Raw genomic sequence first — 15006 nt, 5'->3', positions numbered from 1 at the left:
AAATTCCTGTCGGATCAGCCGATGCACAGTTGGCCCCCGTCGACAGTCAGCGAGGGCCCGGTGATGAAGGACGCCTCGGGGGAGGCGAGGAAAACCGCGGCGGCGGCGACGTCGTCCGGGCTGCCGAGTCGGCGCAGCACGATGTCGCGGCCGGCGGCGCCGTCGCGGTCCCGGGGGACCGGCACGTCGACTCGTGTCATGGAGGTGTCGATGACGCCCGGGTGCAGAGCGCAGACCCGGATCCCGCGATGCCCCAGTTCCTTGGCCAAGGAGTAGGTCAGGGTCCGAACCGCGCCCTTGGCGGCGCAGTAGGCCGAGATGCCCGGCACCCCCTGCAGGCCGCCGATGGACGACAGATTCACGATCACCCCGGGGCGCTGCGCGGCCACCATCGACCGGGCGGCCGCCTGACACGCGAAGAACACGCCCTTGAGGTTGACGTCGAGCACGGCGTCGAAGTCGTCCTCGATCATGTCGAGGACTCGGGCGGCCCTCAGCAGGCCGGCGTTGTTGACCAGGACGTCGACCCCGCCGTGACTTTCGGCTGCCTCTACGGCCCGTTGCAGGTCGGCCGGCTTGGTCACGTCGGTGCGTACGAACTCAGCCTTGGAGCCGGCCGCCCGGATGAGTGCGTGGGTCGGTTCGCCGCCCTCGCGCGGCCCCTCCTGCAGGTCGGCGACGATCACCGCGGACGCTCCGGCTTCGGCGAAGCGGATCGCGATGGCGCGTCCGATGGCGCTGGAGCCGCCGGTCACGATGGCGACCCGGCCTTCCAGACGCGCGCTCATGCGGTGAGCACGATCGACGCGCCGTTCGCGCCGAGGCCGAGGACCGCGGTCTGGGCCACGCGGGCGTTCGGAACCTGACGGCCCGTCGCCTGGCCCCGCAGCTGCCAGGCAATCTCGCAAACCTGCAGCACGCCCTGAGCGGTGGTGGCCTCCCCGAAGGAGAGGAATCCGCCGCTGGGATTGATCGGCAGGGACCCCCCGATCGTGAGCTCGCCGCGCTCCAGCATCCAGTCAGCCTTGCCGGGCTCCACGAAGCCGAAGCTCTCCGGCCAGGCCAGGACGTGCCAGGCGGTGTTGTCGGCCAGTTCGAGAACGTCGACATCGGCCGGCTCGATCCCCGCCGCGGCCTGAGCCCGGGCGACGGCGCCGGCGACCTCGCTCGTGTGGGGGACTGACGCGTCGGTGACGTTCTGGGCCACGGTCGGGATCCGGATCGCGGGATCGCCGAACTGTCCGGTCGCGACGGCGGATCCAGCGACCTGCACGAGGGGAACCCCGAGCCTGCGGGCCGTTTCCTCGGACCCGAGGACGACGGCGGCGGCTCCGTCACTGACGGGGCAGATCTCCAGGAGATGCAAAGGGTCGGAGACCATCGGTGAGGCGAGGACGTCGGCGACGCTCGACTCGCCGCGGAAGCGGGCTCGCGGATTGCCCGCGGCGTGACGGCGCATCAGCACCGCGGCGGCAGCGAAGGTCTCCGCGGTGGTGCCGTGCTCGTGCATCCGGCGTCGCGCCTCCATCGCCCAGTAGGCCGGATTCGTCGCGCCGACTGCGACCCAGCGCAGGTAGTCGCTGTCCCGGATGTCGTCGGGCGAGCCCGGCGGCCGCGGGATGAAGCCCTTAGGCATTTTCTCCGCCCCGAGCGCGGCCACGATCTCGAGTTCTCCGGAGGCGACCAATGATGCGGCGGTGTGCACAGCGACCCCGCCGGCCGCGCATCCGCCGCCGACATTGACGGCCGCGGCGCCGTTCTCACTGACCGCCTGGAGCACCTCGTTGGCGTGCAGCCCCCAGCCCATCCCGCCCTCGAAGCGGGAGCTCGCCGCGACCAGGCCCTGCAGGTCGCGCCACCGCAGGCCGGCGTCGGCCGTCGCAGCGGCGAGCGCCCCGACCGCGAGCTCGAGCTGGGTCTTGTCCGGCCACTTGCCCCATCGGTGTGCAGCGACGCCGAGTACGTAGACAGGTCTCATCGGGGCACCGGTTCGTAGGCATAGGTGACGACCAAGCGGCCGCCGTCGTCGGTGTAGAGCGGGAGTGTCGTCAGCTGGACCGCCGAGCCGATGGGAATCTCGCCCGGGGGCGCGTCGGTCAGGGGGGCCATCACGCGCAGTCCTTCGGGCAGCTCGACCAGTCCGACCGCTGAGGGTTCCCAGGCGTCGGCGCGGAACAAGGCCGGCGGTCGGTAGTACTGCACCGTCCAGCTGAAGAGGGTGCCGGAGCGGCCAAGGGCCGTGTCGACGAGCGTCTTGTCGTCGCACTCCGGGTTGCGACAGCTGACGGCGCGCGGGAAGTAGTTCGCGCCGCACCCGGTGCAGTGCGAGCCCGCCAGGGCGACGCCAGCGTCGTCGAAGGTGAGGAGGTCGTCCGCAACGGCATTCACAGCGACAAGATGTCCCGGGTCTCGGTGAAGTAGAGGGTTCCGTCCGCGACGTCCGTGACCGTCACCTCGTGCCGGACGTACCGCCGCTCGCGCTTGACGAACTTGTTGATCGCCTTGGTGGTGATGCGCACGGTCGCGCCGACCGGGATGGGTGCGTGGATCGTCGAGTCGTGGAAGGTGTGGATCGACCCGATCGCGAACGGCTTCGTATGGTCGAACTGCACCGACAGGACGAAGTGCGACACGAGCGTCGGCGGAACGATCGCACCGCCGAACGGGGACTCGCCCGGGATGTACCAGGTGTTCATCCGCCACCCCTCGTACCAGGGGTTGAAGTCCTCCACAGCGTCGGCGTAGAGGATCACCAGCTCCGGGGTGACGTGGAGGTCGCGGGAGAGTTCGTCACCGACCTCCACCATGTCCCAGTACGTCTGGCACTCCTCCTGCAGGCTCTCGATGAAATCGCGGGTCTGCTGCACCTGGATCTCGGTCATGGGGCGCAGCGAGTCGGTCGCGGGGGCTTGCGTGTTCACGGAACGGTCACCTCCACAAGTCCCACGGTCTTGGTCTCGCCCTCGTCGTTCGCCGCCCAGATCTCGACGGAGAAGCGCATCCCGTTGTCCATCGGCGCCTTGTCACGCACGACGCCGTAGGTGGTGATCACCTCGTCGGCGTAGGTGGAGGCGACGTACTTGCACTGCATCCGGGCGTTGGCGAAGAAGTGCCGGCCGAAATGGTTGACGCACATCTCCGCCAGGTAGGCGGTGTTCATCTCCCCGGTTTGAATCGGGGCGCGCAGCCCGGTCTCCGCCGCGTACACCGGATCCCAATGATTCGGGTTGAAGCGGCCCCACAGCCGGTTTCCCATCAGTTGGATCGCGGCCTTCTTCTTGACCCCGACCAGTTCGTGGCCGATCGGAGTGTCTCGGGTGATCAGGCCGTCGGCCGGCGGAGCGCCGTTCTGGGGTGTCATGCCGAAACTCCTTCTCGCGGCGGATTCGCCGACGAACTCATCAACGCTTTGGCGCGTTCGGACAGCAGGAACTTGCGTGCGCGGCCGCTCGGGGTCAGGGGGATCTCCTCGGCGGCGACGAAGAAGACGTGTCGGGGGACCTTGAACCGGGCCAGGTTGGCGGCCACGAGGTCGGTCAGTTCCTGCGCCGTGACCTCGACGCCCGGCCGGAGCACGACAAACGCGGCGCCGGTCTCGCCCATTCTCCGATCGGGGACCGGCGCGATGTGTGCCTGTGCCACCGCGGGGTGCGTCAGGAGCACCGCCTCGGCCTCGGCGGGTACGACCTGTTCGCCGCCGCAGCGGTAGCAGTCCTTCGCCCGTCCGACGAGGACGACGTAGTCGTCGTCGTCGAGCAGCCCGAGATCTCCGGTGCGCAACCACCCGTCGGCCGTGAAGCTCGCCGCGGTCGCCTCGGGTTTGTCCCAGTAGCCGCGAGTGACACCGGGGCCGAACGCCTGCAGCTCGCCGACCCGGTTTCGGCCGAGGTCCAGTCCTGTGTCGGGGTCGACGGCGCGGTACACGACCAGACGGCCGCCGAGGTCCGGATCGCCGGCGACACCGACGTCGCGCAACCGACCGTTGGTCGTCCGCCGCTTCTCCGGGCCGTCGTTGGGACGGGTCACGGTGGTGGAGGCGGTCGTCTCTGACATCCCGTAGCCGGTCGTGATCTCATCCGCGCCGAGCTCCGCGTCGATGCGGTCCCACAGCCCCGGGGGAGTGGCGGTGCCCGAGGAGATCACCGAGGCCAACGACGAGAGATCCGCGGGCCGTCCGGCTCGGATCCGTTCCTGCTGGGCGTCCAGCACCGCCTGCGTCATCAGCGGGATGGCCAGCATGTCGGTGCACCGGTGGCGCTCGATCGCGTCCAGGCTGGCGTGGGGGTCGAAGGCGACGTGCGGGACGATCGCGCCGCCGACGAAGATGGCCGGCAGCATGCCCTCGACGTACCCGAACACGTGGTACATCGGCAGCGCGAAGTGGATCCGGCGAGCGTCCTCGAATCCTCGTCCGTAGGCCGCGCCGTAGGCGGTGCGCAGCAGCATGTCGTGCGTCAGTTGCACGCCCTTCGGGCCGCCCGTCGTGCCGGAGGTGTAGAGGATGTCCGCGTCCGACCTCGGATCGACTTCCGGTAACACGACGCCGTCGTCGGCCGCCGCGTCGAGCTCGGAGAGCGTCCGGACGCCGGTGGGTACGCCCTTGCCGTCGTTGTCGAAAACGATCACGTCGCGCAAGTGGGGCAGGCGTTCCCCGCCACCGCCGGTCGGCCACCCCGGCGCGATGTCGTCCAGCATCGCGAGGTAATCCGTGTTGCGGAGCCGCGCCATGACGATCAACCCAACTGCCTGCGACTGTTCGAGGACGTACGCCAGTTCGTCGCGGCGGTTGAGAAAGTTCACCGGGATCTTGGTCGCGCCGGTGCGAGAGATCGCGAACGTCGCGGCGACGAACTCTGCGTAGTTCGCCATCTCCAGCGCGACGTGCTCGCCCGGGCGGATGCCCGCTGCCACCAGACCGCGGGCCAACACCTCGGACCAGTCGCGCATCTCGGCGTAGGTCCAGGAGTGGTCGTCGGTGATGACGTACGGTCGGTCGGGCCACCGAGCGGCGACGTCGTCCAGCTGCCCGTGCAGCGTTCGCGGCACCCAGTGCGGGTGGCGCGACTGGAGCGCAGCCCGACGATCGGCCAGGGAGGGGAGGCGGCCCATGAGCTCAGTCCTTCCGGAAGGAGTAGCCGGGATAGCCGTCAGCGGCGCACTTGGAGATGACGTCGCGGTAGTCGCGCAGACCGCCGGTGTAGAGCATGAAGACGCGCGGTTTGCCCGGAACGTCGTCGCCCATGTAGTACGAGCGGGCCTTCGGGTAGAGGGTCTGCTCCGCACGCCGCAGCAGATGACGTGTCCAGTCCCTCTGCGCCTGCGGCTCGACCTCCACCCGGGTGGCTCCGCGCGCGTCCATGTCCTCGAACAGGTCGGCCAGCCAGTCGACGTGAAGCTCGATCCCGACGAGGACGTTGATGAGAAGACCGGGGCTGCCCGGGCCGGCGACGGCGAACATGTTGGGGAATCCGTGAGTACCCAGCCCGAGGTAGGTCTCGGGACTGCTGGACCAGGCCTTCCGGAGCGTCAGACCGTTTCGCCCGACGATCTCAGGGCGCAGCAGCGACCCGGTGATGGCGTCGAAACCCGTGGCGAACACCAGAACGTCCAAGTGGTGGACCTCGCCGGAGGACAGCGCCAGACCCTCAGGCCGGAGCTCAGCGATCGGGTCGCTGCGGATGTCGACCAGGGTCACGTTCGGTCGGTTGAACGTCGCGAAGTATCCGTTGTCGACAACCGGCCGCTTCGCGCCGAACGGGTGGTCGCGAGGCGTCAGCTTCTCCCGAACATCTGGGTCCTCCACGATCGCCGCGATCTTGCTGCGTATGAAGTCGGCCGCTAGAGCGTTCGCCTCTTCGTCGATCAGCAGATCGCGGAAGGCGAGACCGAAGCCGAATCCGGCCCCGTTCCAGGCTTCCTCGAAGATCTCGTTGCGCCGGTCCTCCGGAACCTCGACCGTCGCCTCCTTGCGAGGACGGAACCCGAGACCACTGGGTGAGGCGAGGATGCGCTGACGACGCGCGGCGTAGTCCGTCTTCACGGCGACGTCCTGCTCGTGCGTGATCTCCTGGTGCATCGCCGGCACACTGAAGTTGGGCGTGCGCTGAAAGACCGTCAGGTGCAGCGCATCCTCAGCGAGGATCGGCACGGACTGCATGCCAGACGACCCGGTTCCGATCACGCCGACCCGCTGGCCCGCCACGTCGACGGGGTCGCGGGGCCATTCGGCGGTGTGCAGTACTCGGCCTCGGAACGTCTCCCGTCCCGGTAGTTCCGGACGTTTCGTGGTGGAGAGGTTGCCGACCGCCCAGATCAGGTGTCGGCCGGACCAATGCTCCCCCCTCGTCGTCGTAGCGATCCAGCGGCCGGCGTCGTCGTCCCACTGGGCGCTGACCACGCGCCGGTTGAGGTGAATGTCCCGACGCAGGTCGAAGCGATCGGCGACGTGCTCGATGTACGCAAGGATCTCCGGCTGCGTCGCGTAGCGCTGAGTCCAGCGCCATTCCTGCTCGAGCTCGGGGGAGAAGGAGTACGAGTAGTCGTAGCTCTCGATGTCGCACCGGGCACCGGGGTAGCGATTCCACCGCCAGACGCCGCCGATGCCGTCGCCGGCCTCGAGGACTGCCACGCTGCGACCGCGGGTGCGCAACGTGTGCAGGGCCCGGAGGCCGGCAAATCCGGCGCCCACCACGACCACGTCGAACTGGAGGGCTGTCATGCTGCGGTCCTCTCAGGCGTCGAGCACGAAGCGCTCGTCGGGCGTGAGCGTCCAGGGTTGAGTCACGGGCGTCGCGTAGTGCAGGGAGATCTCCCTCTTGGTGAACCCCCACCTGCCCCTACGGCGTTCGCAGGTGTCCACGTACGACGCGGCAAGCATGAGCGCTCGGCCGCTCCGGTCGGTCGCGGTGACATCGGCATCTACCAACATCCGAGCGCTGTCACCGTCCAGCCTGACCACGACGTTCGTTGCGTAGTGGTGCATCTCGTGGAAGTACTCTCGGAGGGTGTGCAGGATCGTTCGGATCTGCTCGAGGCCGTAGTGGTTGCCGAACGTCTCGCCTATGAGGTACTCCGCGTCGTCGTGCCACACGGACAGCCACAGGGCCTCGTCGTACGAGTCGACTGCGCGGTTGTAGGTGGCCGCCAACTCGATGACCGCGTTGCGGTCCTCGAGAGCTCGGATCCGGTCCTCGACGGACAGCGGGCCCACGATCAGACCCCCGCCGGTTCCAGCTGCATTTTGCTGATGGCCGGAATCACCTTCTCACCGAACAGACGCAGGCTGTTGCGGGCGACATCATCCGGCATGCCCGCGTAGGAGAGGACGATCAGCGGCTCGAAGTCGCCGACAATCCGCTGACGCTCCCGGTACTTCTCGATGATCTGCTCGGGCGTGCCCCAGTTCTGCGCGTTGATGTAAGCAGTCCGGGCGCCGTCGAGACCGGCGGCCTTGATGAGGTCCGCGCCCTGCTGGTACGCCTCGTAGCCCTTGGTGTCCTTGAAGTGGTCGCCGGCGAAGTCGTAGTGCTCCATGACCGAACTGAAGTGGGCGCCGATGTACTGGTGAGCCAACCGCTCGGCTTCCTCCGGATCCTCGTGACACAGCGTCACATCGGTGAGCTTGGGCGCCGGGACCGCTCGGCCGGGGTTGTGCTTGGCGAATTCCTCGCGCCAGGCCTCGATGCCGGGAACGTGGTTCTCGATGGCGTGCTGAATGAACGTCATCATCGTTGCTCCGCAACGGGCTGCGGCCATCTGCGAGTCGGGTGACATCGCCACGCAGAACAAGCTGTCGCGGTAGCCCTTGCGCGGCCGCGGCCGGATCTCCACCCGGGGTTGCCGGTAGAAGGCGCCGTCGTTCTCCGCGATGCCCGTGTCCAGGCCGCGCAGGATCATCTCGATGGCTTCGTCGAAGCGCTCGCGCGACTCGTTCATGTCCTGGCGCATCCCGCGGTACTCCTTGCGGGACAGGCCGCGGCCGACACCGAGCGCGACACGGCCCGGAGCGACGTACTCGAGCATCGCCATTTTCTCGATGACGCGCAGGGGGTCGTTCCAGGGCAGGATCACCGCACCCGGGACCAGCCGGATGTTCTTGGTGAGGCCCGCCAGGTAGGACAGGTACTGCATGTTGTCGCCGCACATGCCGTACGCCTCGAAGTGGTGCTCGACGCACCAGAGCGAGTCGAAGCCCAACCGGTCGGCCTCCAGGGCCATGCCGATCTCGTACTGCCAGGTCTGGTAGTCGTCCAGATCCTTGTGCCAGTTCTGCATGACCTGCAGGAGGCCGAGTTTCATGAGAACTCCTCGAAAAGCGTCGCGTGGGTTAATGGGTGTCTTTACATCTGTTAATTCAATGCAAGCGAAAGCCCGACGGCCGTGAGCGGGATCAGATCTGTTGCGCGACCGGGTGCAGTGCGGTGCCGGCGGCCCACGCGAACTGGCCGCGGAGAGCGGCGCGCAGGAAAGCGTGGCGCGGGGCCGCGGCCTCCGGTGGGACGACTTGGAAGGTGTACCCGGTGGCGGCGGCCCGGTGGAAGGCGTGGTTCAACCTGCTGATCAGCGACTCGTCGAGGTCGGTGGTCGAGCCGAGGTCGACCACCACCTGCAGCGATGCGCGGGGCTGCGAGGGAATGGGTTGTGAAGCTTCGACCATCTCGACGTGCACGCTCATGGGCGTCTCCGTGGGCCGGGTCCAGCTCTTCTGTGGTCCGGAGCACATACTTCTCGCGTGCCTTTACAGATGTCAATAGAGGCGTCAGGGATTTCCGGTTAGACTTTTCCCGTGACCACTCCGCTGGGGACCCAGGCGGCCGATGCCGTCGTCCCGCCCGCAATTCCGCCTCGATACCGCAGCCAGCGTCGCCGGAGCCTCCAGTCGCGCGCCGCGATCTGTGAGGCAGTCAAGGAGTTGCTCTCCGAACGTCGCCTTGACGAACTGACGGTCAATGAGATCGTCGAACGCGCAGAGATTTCGCGCCCGACGTTCTACTCCCACTTCGAGACCAAGTACTCGGTCGTGGCCGCGCTCGTCGAGGAGATGGGGGCGGCGGTCTACCGTGACTGGCGGCCGGTGCTGGAGGCGGACGGCCCTTTCACCGAGGAAGAGCTCTTCAACGTCGCCATGGCGACGCTGAGTCGGTGGCGCGAGCGGGGCGCCTTGTTCGCCGCGACCATCGAAGGCTGGCACAGCGACCAGGAGATCCACGACGCTTGGAGCGCAGTTCTTGAGCGCTTCCGCGTCGCGGTGACGGCGCGGGTGGAGCGATTCCGCCCGCTGCAGCCGGACGACGCGATGACGGTCCCGGCGATGATCTCCGTGTTCGAGCGATGCGTGTACCTCGCGGTCAGTGTCCCGAACAGCCCGTTCGGGACCTCCGACGAACAGCTCGCCCGAGTCCTCGCTTCGATCTGGATCCGGAGCCTGTCCGGCTCCTGACCGATCAGCCGGCGGCCGCGGTAGATTCGACCGGCGCCTTGCCCTCGTGGTTGGCGGCCGCCCGAGCGCTCCGAGTCGATCCGGCCTTGCCGTTGGAGGACGTCTTCACGACGCCCTCGGCCGGCATCTTCGGGAGGGCGGCCGCCGGGGTCCCGATGAGAGCGTGCAGCGCCATCCGGCCCAGCGTGGGACCGACGACCTCACGCGGGAGCCGGTTGTGGAACTCGGTCGCGGACTGGATGAGCGAGATCGCGCCCTGGCACATGGTGCGCACCTGCTCGACGTCGAGGTCGGTGCGCAGTTCGCGGACGATCCGCACCCATTCCTCGGTGTACAGGCGCTGCAGATAGCGCAGACGGTGCCGGTCCGCCTCCGGGAGGCTACGGAACTCGGTCCGCCAGACCTGGATGTTCTCGGTCTGGTCGAAGACGAAGTCGACGTGGTTCTCGATCACGGCCTCAAGCGCGTCCAGTGGGTCCGAGACCGCGCGGACGACCTCGACCACCGCTTCGAGGTGGGAGGTGATCGCGTCGTCCAGGCACGCGATGAGCAGCGCTTCCTTGCTCGGGTAGTGCCGGTAGAACGCGGGGCCCGTGAGACCGAGTTCGCCGCTGATGTCGTTGATCCCGACCGCGTGGTAGCCGTGCTTCGCGAACAGGCGCGCCGCGACCGCGATCAGCTCGCGTTGACGCGGCGTGCGGATTTCCTCGGTCGCTGCGGACACGGCGAACTCCTTCCGGCAGGCGCAAAAGTACCCGGCGAACCCGCCAGAAGCACCAGAGCTGCCTTGCGTAACTGGTCACTAACAGCCTAGCAGCCGATGGCCGCCCTGCGTCTCTAACATTTATAGATTCCTGAACACAGCGGCCGACACCTCTCTGACCTGCGTTAACGACAGCAGCGAGAAGGGTGGTAAGCGCGATCCCAGGTCGGCAAAGTCCGTTATGTCTTGACAGCGAAGTTATCCGTTACTAGCGTCACAGCGTCTCGCCTCGCGGTCGTACGTCACCAGACCGCACGGGTGGCCCACATCCGAAATTCGAAAAGAGTCGGCCGCGCCAGCCCTGGGTGCGCGGACCCTCGTCATCCAGCTAGCCCCGGAGTTGTCATGGACTTGAAGGTCCTCAAGAGCCAGTGGGACCGCACCGCCGCCATCGCGCTGACGATCGCGGGAGCGGTCTGCTTCCTGTTGGGATACGCCGGCGTGGCCGACTCGGCCTACCTCGCCGAGCAGACCCGCTACATCGTCTCGGGTGGCATCGGCGGGATCTTCCTGCTGGGCCTCGGCGCGACCCTCTGGATCTCGGCCGACCTGCGTGACGAGTGGCGCAAGCTCGACCGGATCGAGCGTGCGCTCGGCGAGGGTGTGCTGCGGTGGGACACCGACGTCGTTCGGGACGTGGCGGACGCGAATTCACGTACCGCGACGGAGATCCCGGTCACCAACACCAATGGTGCTTCCGCCCGGTCCGGGCTGGCGCACGCGGCTGCTTCCCGTGACCACGCATAGCCGGAGGCAGAGTCGCGCCGCGGGCCAGACCGGTTTCGCCCGGGCCGCTTCGCCGGTCGGGGTGGGTGTCGCCCCGTCCCCGTGGACGACTCAGATGTATGCCGTGTACGCCGGGATCGCCGGTCTCGGCGCCGTGCTGTTCGTCGTCGGGACGAGCCTGGTCAGTTCCGAGACTCTCTACGACGACCAGGTTCCCGGGATCAACCTCGCCATCGTCGGCGTGGTCCTGGCGAACGCAGCGGGGGCGCTGCTGCTGCTGGCCGGGCGCCGCGCAGTGCTCGCCCGTCGTGTCCGGGTCCTCGGCGCGGTGCCCAAGGTCGTCGAGGAGGTCGAGGTCGTGACGGTCGTGCCGGCCGCGTCGGGCTCGTTGATCGCGGGCGAGGGTCTGGTCCATTTCCACCGGGCTGACTGCGTGATGGCCTCCGGTCGTGACTGGCCGGCCGTTGACCGTTCCGTGCACGAGGGTGCCGGCCGGATCGCCTGCGGAGTGTGCAAGCCATGAACCAGTTCCTCAATTACCTGGTCCCCGGCATCGCGGACGGGTCGGTCTACGCCCTGGCCGCGCTCGGCCTGGTGCTGACCTACAAGACCTCGGGCGTGTTCAACTTCGCCCACGGCGCGTTGGCCGCGACCGCGGCGTACGTGTTCTACGAGGGCTACGTCGAGCAGGATTGGCCGTGGCCGGTCGCGTTCCTGCTCAGCCTGTTGCTCGTCGGCGTCATCGGCGGCCTTCTGCTCGAACGCATGGCGTCCCTGTTGTCCTCGGCGCCGACCGTGACCACCGTCGTCGCGACCGTGGGTCTGCTCGTTCTCCTCCAGTCGCTGATGACGGCGATCTACGGGGCGGCGGACAAGAAGAGTGGTGACTTCCTCCCCACCGGCGGTCCAACCGTGGGCGATGTGAGGATCTCCTACGGCGACATGATGGTCACCGGTTTCTGCCTGGCCGCCGCTGCTGGGTTGTTCGTGTTCTTCGACCGCACCCGCATGGGCAAGGCCATGACCGCGGTCGTGGACGACCCCAACCTGCTCTCGCTGCAGAAGGGGAACCCTTCGGTCGTTCGCCGGCTGTCCTGGGTGCTCGGTGCCTGCTTCGCCTCGACCTCAGGGATGCTGCTCGCCCCGAAGCTCGGTGTCTCGGTCAACGTCCTGGTGCTGATCGTCATCGCGGCCTACGGCGCGGCGGCGGTGGGTCTGTTCCAGAACCTGCCGTTGACGGTCGGCGGTGCGTTCGTGATCGGCATCCTGGTCAACTACTTCCCCTCGCAGGCGCAGAAGACCGACTCACTGTTCCTGCAGAGCCTGCCGCGCAACATTCCGTTCCTGGTGCTGCTGCTGGTGTTCCTGTTCGTGCCGGCGCGTAAGCTCACCGAGCGCGGCGTCCGCAATGCGCGGCGGTTCAAGCCGCCGCGGCAGTTCTCCCCGCCGGTGACCCGCGGCGGAATGGCGGCGCTGGCGCTGCTGCTGATCGCGGTTCCGCACGTCGTCACCGACACCGACGTCACCGTGTACTCGGGCTTTTTGGCCTACGCGATCATCTTCCTCTCCCTCGGCATGTTGCTCTACATGTCCGGGATGATCTCGCTGTGCCACCTGGGTTTCGCAGCCCTGGGCGCGACGACCTCCGGCAAGTTGATGACCCTCGGGTTCTTCGGCTGGCTGCCGCTGATCGGGGACAAGACGGTGTCGTGGCCGGTCGCGATCCTGATCGGCGGTCTGGTGGCCGTGCCGTTCGGCGCGATCGTCGCGATCCCGGCGATCCGTCTGGCCGGCATCTACGTCGCGGTGGCGACCTTCGGCTTCGGGATCCTGCTGCAGCAGGCCTTCTACCTCGCTCCCGTCATGTTCGACAACGGTGCGTTGGTGCAGCACCCCCGGCCGGGCACGGAGTTCAGCGTTCCGGGAACCTCGAAGCGGTTCGAGCCGGTCGAGGGCACGACCGCGGGCCTGTTCGGGATCGACTTCAACAACGAGAAGAACTACTACTACCTCGCGCTGACGGTGTTCTTCCTGATGGCCGCGATCGTGCTCATCATCCGCCGTAGCCGCCTCGGGGCGCTGCTGCGGGCGATGTCGGACTCCGGGGTCGCTCTCGAAGCGCACGGGGCGAACACGAACGTGATGCGCGTGGCGGTGTTCTGCCTGTCGGCGTTCATGGCCGGCGTCGGTGGAGGCGTACTCGCCGGCGTCACCCAGTCCGCCAGTGGCTCGCCCGGCGGCGTGTTCGACTACACGACCTCGCTGGTGTTCGTCGCCATCCTCGGCTTCTGCGGCCGCCGGCCGATCGTGTCCCCGCTGCTGGCTGCCTTCGCCTTCGCCGTGGTCAAGATCTACCCGCCGTTCGACAGCCCCACGATGATCGACTACCGCGGCGTCATCTTTGGCGCCCTGGCCATCTTCGTGGCGATCGCACCCGCCCTCAACCTCGGCCGGTTCCTCGGGCCGCGGGGCAAGGAACGCGACGGCGAGGACAGCGGAACCGGTAGCACGCAGTGGCGCGAGCGGATCGACATCACCCCCGGCCAACCGATCACGGTCCGCACCGACGCCGACCTCGCCCTCGTCGGTGGGAAGGAGCGCTCGTCATGACTGGCGGAATGACTGTCGACCTCGACGTCCAGAACGTGACGGTCCGTTTCGGCGGCATCGTGGCGGTGAACGACGCGACCCTGTACGCGAAGGGCGGGCAGATCACCGGTCTGATCGGCCCGAACGGCGCGGGGAAGACCACGTTCTTCAACGCGTGCACCGGTCGTAACCATCCGCAGTCGGGCACGGTGCGACTGGGGGGCAAGGACCTGCACGGTCACCGCTCCTCGCACCGAGCCCACCGTGGGCTGGGCCGCACGTTCCAGCGGATGGAACTGTTCGAGTCGCTGACCGTGGTGGAGAACGTGCGGACCGGTCCGGCCGCCTACTTCTCCAGCTTCCGCCCCCTGGGGTTGATGTACTCCACGCGCAAGGAGACCAAGGAGATCAACGCTCGCGCCGCTGAGGCGATGGCGCACTGCGGCATCGAGCACTTGTCGAACAAGGTCGTCGGTGACCTGTCCACGGGCCAGCGGCGGCTGGTGGAGTTGGCGCGGGCTATCGCCACGCCGTTCAAGTTCCTGCTTCTGGACGAACCGTCCTCGGGTCTGGACGTGTCCGAGACGCACGCGTTCGGCAAGGTTCTGACCGACTGGGTCGCCGAGACCGGCAACGGGATCCTGATCGTCGAGCACGACATGGCCCTGGTGGCCGAGATCTGCGAGTTCATCTACGTCCTGGACTTCGGGAAGATCATCTACTCCGGCCCGACCCAGGAAGCCCTGCGCAGCGACATCGTGCGCGCTGCCTACCTCGGGGAGGTCTCTGTTGCTTGAGCTGCGCAACATCACCGCCGGCTACGACACCGGCACCGTCCTGCGCGACGTCTCGATCGTGGTCCCCGACAACGCGGTCGTGGCACTGCTGGGGCCGAACGGCGCCGGCAAGACCACGCTGCTGCGGGTCGCCTCGGGACTGCTCAAGCCCTACTCGGGCCAGATTCTGATCGACGGTCAGGACGTGACCGGGCAGGCACCGTACAAGCTCTCGCGCAAGGGGATCATCCACGTTCCCGAGGGCCGGGGAATCTTCCCGTCGTTGACGGTGGCGGACAACATCCTGCTGCAGTCGCCGGCGGGGGACTACCGCAAGTCCTACAAGACCGCGACGGCGACGTTCCCCCGGTTGGGGGAGCGGGCGCGGCAGATCGCCGGGACGATGAGTGGTGGCGAGCAGCAGATGCTCGCGCTGTCCCACGCCTACGTCGCCAACCCCAACGTGGTCCTGCTCGACGAGGTATCGATGGGACTGGCGCCGAAGATCGTCGAGGAGATCTTCGAGTACCTGACCGACCTCGGACGCCAGGGCGTCGCACAGCTGTTGGTCGAGCAGTACGTCGGACAGGCACTGAAGATGGCCGATTACGTCTACATCCTCGACCGAGGACGCATCAGTTTTGCCGGCGAGCCCGGAGAGATCAGTGAGGAGAAAATCATGAACAGCTACCTCGGGTCGTTGGCCTCATGAC

17 protein-coding genes are annotated in these 15006 nt (G+C 67.6%); 6 read left to right on the top strand and 11 right to left on the bottom strand.

Annotated elements, in window-relative coordinates; translation table 11 throughout:
• Positions 1-14: 14 nt before the first annotated feature.
• The 10 genes from SPOPO_RS0123305 to SPOPO_RS0123260 form a co-directional block, all read right to left on the bottom strand.
• Positions 15-788 carry an SDR family NAD(P)-dependent oxidoreductase gene (locus SPOPO_RS0123305; RefSeq protein WP_019877555.1) on the bottom strand — a complete coding sequence of 258 codons (774 nt, stop codon included), beginning with the start codon at positions 786-788 and terminating at the stop codon, positions 15-17.
• Complete coding sequence (locus SPOPO_RS0123300; RefSeq protein WP_019877554.1) at positions 785-1978, bottom strand: lipid-transfer protein; 1194 nt, start codon at positions 1976-1978, stop codon at positions 785-787. Before SPOPO_RS0123300 ends, SPOPO_RS0123305 begins: the two co-directional genes overlap by 4 nt.
• Positions 1975-2388: a Zn-ribbon domain-containing OB-fold protein gene (locus SPOPO_RS0123295; RefSeq protein ID WP_019877553.1), complete on the bottom strand. Its 414-nt coding sequence runs from the start codon at positions 2386-2388 to the stop codon at positions 1975-1977. The genes SPOPO_RS0123300 and SPOPO_RS0123295 overlap by 4 nt, the downstream gene beginning before the upstream one ends.
• Complete coding sequence (locus tag SPOPO_RS0123290; RefSeq protein WP_019877552.1) at positions 2385-2921, bottom strand: MaoC family dehydratase; 537 nt, start codon at positions 2919-2921, stop codon at positions 2385-2387. Before SPOPO_RS0123290 ends, SPOPO_RS0123295 begins: the two co-directional genes overlap by 4 nt.
• Positions 2918-3361 carry a MaoC family dehydratase gene (locus SPOPO_RS0123285; protein WP_019877551.1) on the bottom strand — a complete coding sequence of 148 codons (444 nt, stop codon included), beginning with the start codon at positions 3359-3361 and terminating at the stop codon, positions 2918-2920. The genes SPOPO_RS0123290 and SPOPO_RS0123285 overlap by 4 nt, the downstream gene beginning before the upstream one ends.
• The gene (locus SPOPO_RS0123280) at positions 3358-5109 is read right to left on the bottom strand and encodes an AMP-binding protein (protein ID WP_019877550.1); all 1752 of its coding nucleotides are present in this window, start codon (positions 5107-5109) and stop codon (positions 3358-3360) included. The genes SPOPO_RS0123285 and SPOPO_RS0123280 overlap by 4 nt, the downstream gene beginning before the upstream one ends.
• Before the next feature lie 4 nt (positions 5110-5113).
• The gene (locus SPOPO_RS0123275; RefSeq protein WP_019877549.1) at positions 5114-6718 is read right to left on the bottom strand and encodes a flavin-containing monooxygenase; all 1605 of its coding nucleotides are present in this window, start codon (positions 6716-6718) and stop codon (positions 5114-5116) included.
• Positions 6719-6730: 12 nt separating this feature from the next.
• Positions 6731-7210, bottom strand: coding sequence for a nuclear transport factor 2 family protein (locus SPOPO_RS31285; protein ID WP_019877547.1), 480 nt, complete (start codon positions 7208-7210; stop codon positions 6731-6733).
• Between the two features lie 2 nt (positions 7211-7212).
• Entirely contained in the window at positions 7213-8298 is a 1086-nt protein-coding gene (locus SPOPO_RS0123265) for an LLM class flavin-dependent oxidoreductase (protein WP_019877546.1), read from the bottom strand.
• 91 nt (positions 8299-8389) lie between these two features.
• Entirely contained in the window at positions 8390-8674 is a 285-nt protein-coding gene (locus SPOPO_RS0123260) for a hypothetical protein (protein ID WP_019877545.1), read from the bottom strand.
• Positions 8675-8785: 111 nt separating this feature from the next.
• Between SPOPO_RS0123260 and SPOPO_RS0123255 the strand changes: the two genes are divergently transcribed.
• Positions 8786-9439: a TetR/AcrR family transcriptional regulator gene (locus SPOPO_RS0123255; protein WP_084671481.1), complete on the top strand. Its 654-nt coding sequence runs from the start codon at positions 8786-8788 to the stop codon at positions 9437-9439.
• A gap of 4 nt (positions 9440-9443) precedes the next feature.
• Here SPOPO_RS0123255 and SPOPO_RS31280 read toward each other — a convergent pair whose 3' ends face one another.
• Positions 9444-10163 carry a TetR/AcrR family transcriptional regulator gene (locus SPOPO_RS31280; RefSeq protein ID WP_019877543.1) on the bottom strand — a complete coding sequence of 240 codons (720 nt, stop codon included), beginning with the start codon at positions 10161-10163 and terminating at the stop codon, positions 9444-9446.
• A gap of 384 nt (positions 10164-10547) precedes the next feature.
• Here SPOPO_RS31280 and SPOPO_RS0123245 point away from each other — a divergent pair, with 384 nt between their 5' ends.
• From SPOPO_RS0123245 to SPOPO_RS0123230, 5 genes are all read left to right on the top strand, one after another.
• On the top strand, positions 10548-10949 hold the full coding sequence (locus SPOPO_RS0123245) for a hypothetical protein (RefSeq protein WP_019877542.1): 402 nt from the start codon (positions 10548-10550) through the stop codon (positions 10947-10949).
• Positions 10950-11043: 94 nt separating this feature from the next.
• Entirely contained in the window at positions 11044-11451 is a 408-nt protein-coding gene (locus SPOPO_RS0123240) for a hypothetical protein (RefSeq protein ID WP_019877541.1), read from the top strand.
• On the top strand, positions 11448-13538 hold the full coding sequence (locus tag SPOPO_RS31275) for a branched-chain amino acid ABC transporter permease (RefSeq protein WP_051098427.1): 2091 nt from the start codon (positions 11448-11450) through the stop codon (positions 13536-13538). The genes SPOPO_RS0123240 and SPOPO_RS31275 overlap by 4 nt, the downstream gene beginning before the upstream one ends.
• Complete coding sequence (locus SPOPO_RS31270; RefSeq protein ID WP_084671479.1) at positions 13535-14314, top strand: ABC transporter ATP-binding protein; 780 nt, start codon at positions 13535-13537, stop codon at positions 14312-14314. The genes SPOPO_RS31275 and SPOPO_RS31270 overlap by 4 nt, the downstream gene beginning before the upstream one ends.
• A complete protein-coding gene (locus SPOPO_RS0123230; RefSeq protein WP_019877540.1) occupies positions 14307-15005 on the top strand; it encodes an ABC transporter ATP-binding protein in 699 nt (232 codons plus the stop codon). Before SPOPO_RS31270 ends, SPOPO_RS0123230 begins: the two co-directional genes overlap by 8 nt.
• Position 15006 lies beyond the last annotated feature (1 nt).

The organism is Sporichthya polymorpha DSM 43042 (genome assembly GCF_000384115.1).
GTDB lineage: Bacteria > Actinomycetota > Actinomycetes > Sporichthyales > Sporichthyaceae > Sporichthya > Sporichthya polymorpha.
Note: the sequence above shows the minus strand (reverse complement) of the source record. Positions and strands in the feature narration are given on the sequence as shown.

Excerpts from the sequence above, each read along its gene's own strand:
- SPOPO_RS0123305 (WP_019877555.1), bottom strand. The coding sequence starts at position 788 with ATGAGCGCGCGTCTGGAAGGCCGGGTCGCCATCGTGACCGGCGGCTCC.
- SPOPO_RS0123300 (WP_019877554.1), bottom strand. The coding sequence starts at position 1,978 with ATGAGACCTGTCTACGTACTCGGCGTCGCTGCACACCGATGGGGCAAG.
- SPOPO_RS0123285 (WP_019877551.1), bottom strand. The coding sequence starts at position 3,361 with ATGACACCCCAGAACGGCGCTCCGCCGGCCGACGGCCTGATCACCCGA.
- SPOPO_RS0123280 (WP_019877550.1), bottom strand. The coding sequence starts at position 5,109 with ATGGGCCGCCTCCCCTCCCTGGCCGATCGTCGGGCTGCGCTCCAGTCG.
- SPOPO_RS0123275 (WP_019877549.1), bottom strand. The coding sequence starts at position 6,718 with ATGACAGCCCTCCAGTTCGACGTGGTCGTGGTGGGCGCCGGATTTGCC.
- SPOPO_RS0123265 (WP_019877546.1), bottom strand. The coding sequence starts at position 8,298 with ATGAAACTCGGCCTCCTGCAGGTCATGCAGAACTGGCACAAGGATCTG.
- SPOPO_RS0123260 (WP_019877545.1), bottom strand. The coding sequence starts at position 8,674 with ATGAGCGTGCACGTCGAGATGGTCGAAGCTTCACAACCCATTCCCTCG.
- SPOPO_RS0123245 (WP_019877542.1), top strand. The coding sequence starts at position 10,548 with ATGGACTTGAAGGTCCTCAAGAGCCAGTGGGACCGCACCGCCGCCATC.
- SPOPO_RS0123240 (WP_019877541.1), top strand. The coding sequence starts at position 11,044 with ATGTATGCCGTGTACGCCGGGATCGCCGGTCTCGGCGCCGTGCTGTTC.
- SPOPO_RS31275 (WP_051098427.1), top strand. The coding sequence starts at position 11,448 with ATGAACCAGTTCCTCAATTACCTGGTCCCCGGCATCGCGGACGGGTCG.
- SPOPO_RS31270 (WP_084671479.1), top strand. The coding sequence starts at position 13,535 with ATGACTGGCGGAATGACTGTCGACCTCGACGTCCAGAACGTGACGGTC.